This window comes from Streptomyces sp. UNOC14_S4, assembly GCF_020740835.1.
Classification (GTDB): domain Bacteria; phylum Actinomycetota; class Actinomycetes; order Streptomycetales; family Streptomycetaceae; genus Streptomyces.
Genome location: NZ_JAINFC010000878.1, coordinates 1 through 1644, shown reverse-complemented (window position 1 = coordinate 1644; position 1644 = coordinate 1). Strand labels below are relative to the sequence as shown.

Genomic DNA, 1644 nt, shown 5'->3' with positions numbered 1-1644 from the left:
GCTGTCCCCAGGGCGGACGACGGGGGTGGCCGTCGCGGGCGGGCCCCGGAACCTCGTATGGTCGTATCCGTGTTGGAGGAGATGCGGATCCGGTCCTTGGGCGTCATTGACGACGCCGTGGTCGAGCTGTCGCCCGGTTTCACCGCGGTGACCGGCGAGACCGGCGCGGGCAAGACCATGGTCGTCACCAGCCTCGGTCTGCTGCTCGGCGGGCGCGCCGACCCCGCGCTGGTGCGCGTCGGCGCCAAGAGCGCGGTGGTCGAGGGGCGGCTGAGCGTCGACCCGCGGTCGCCCGTCGCCGTACGGGCGGAGGAGGCGGGCGCCGAGCTCGACGACGGCTCCCTGCTCATCAGCCGCACCCTCTCCGCCGAGGGCCGCTCGCGGGCCCACCTGGGCGGCCGGAGCGTCCCCGTGGGCCTGCTCGGCGAACTGGCCGACGAGCTCGTCGCCGTGCACGGGCAGACGGACCAGCAGGGGCTGCTGCGGCCCGCCAGACAGCGCGAGGCCCTCGACCGGTACGCGGGCGACGCCGTCGCCGTGCCGCTCGCCAAGTACGCCGGTGCCTACCGCAGACTGCGGGCCGTCGCCGCCGAGCTGACCGAGCTCACCACGCGCGCCCGCGAGCGGGCCCAGGAGGCGGACCTGCTGCGCTTCGGCCTCGACGAGGTCGCCGCCGTCGAGCCGCTGCCCGGCGAGGACGCCGAGCTGGCCGCCGAGGCCTCGCGGCTCGGGCACGCCGAGGCCCTCGCGGGCGCCGCCACCCTCGCGCACGCCGCGCTCGCCGGGAACCCCGAGGACCCCGAGGCCGTCGACGCCACCACCCTGGTCGCCGGGGCACAGCGCGCCGTCGAGGCCGTGCGCTCCCACGACCCGGCCCTGGCCGGCCTCGCCGACCGCATCGGCGAGATCGGCATCCTGCTCGCCGACGTGGCCGGGGAGCTCGCGAGCTACGCCTCCGACCTGGACGCGGACCCGCGGCGGCTGGCCACGGTCGAGGAGCGGCGCGCGGCCCTGTCCCACCTGACGCGCAAGTACGGCCAGGACATCGCCGCCGTCCTCGCCTGGGCGGAGGAGAGCGCCGCCCGCCTCGGCGAGCTGGAGGGCGACGACGAGCGCATCGGCGAGCTGACCGCCGAGCGGGACGCGCTGCGCGACGAACTCGGCGGGCTGGCGCAGGCGCTGACCGACGCGCGGACGGAGGCGGCCGCGCGGTTCGCGGAGGCCGTCACCGGGGAACTGGCCTCGCTGGCCATGCCGCACGCGCGCGTGTCCTTCGTGATCCGGCAGACCGAGGTCCCGGAGTCCGAGGCCGCGGGCGGCGTCGAGGTCGGCGGCCGGGCCGTGGCGTACGGGCCGCACGGCGCCGACGAGGTCGAGCTCCACCTCACCCCGCACCCCGGCGCGCAGCCGCGGCCCATCGCCAAGGGCGCCTCGGGCGGCGAGCTGTCGCGCGTCATGCTCGCCGTCGAGGTGGTCTTCGCGGGCTCCGACCCCGTGCCGACCTATCTCTTCGACGAGGTCGACGCCGGGGTCGGCGGCAAGGCGGCCGTCGAGGTCGGCCGCCGCCTGGCCCGCCTCGCGCAGTCGGCGCAGGTCGTGGTCGTCACCCACCTTCCGCAGGTGGCCGCCTTCGCCGACCGGCAC

General features: G+C 77.3%; 1 protein-coding gene. It reads left to right on the top strand.

Annotation, left to right across the window (positions count from 1 at the left end; genetic code table 11):
- Positions 1–57: 57 nt before the first annotated feature.
- The coding region (recN, locus tag K6I34_RS36675) for a DNA repair protein RecN (RefSeq protein ID WP_229332344.1) at positions 58–1644 on the top strand (1587 nt) is incomplete at its 3' end.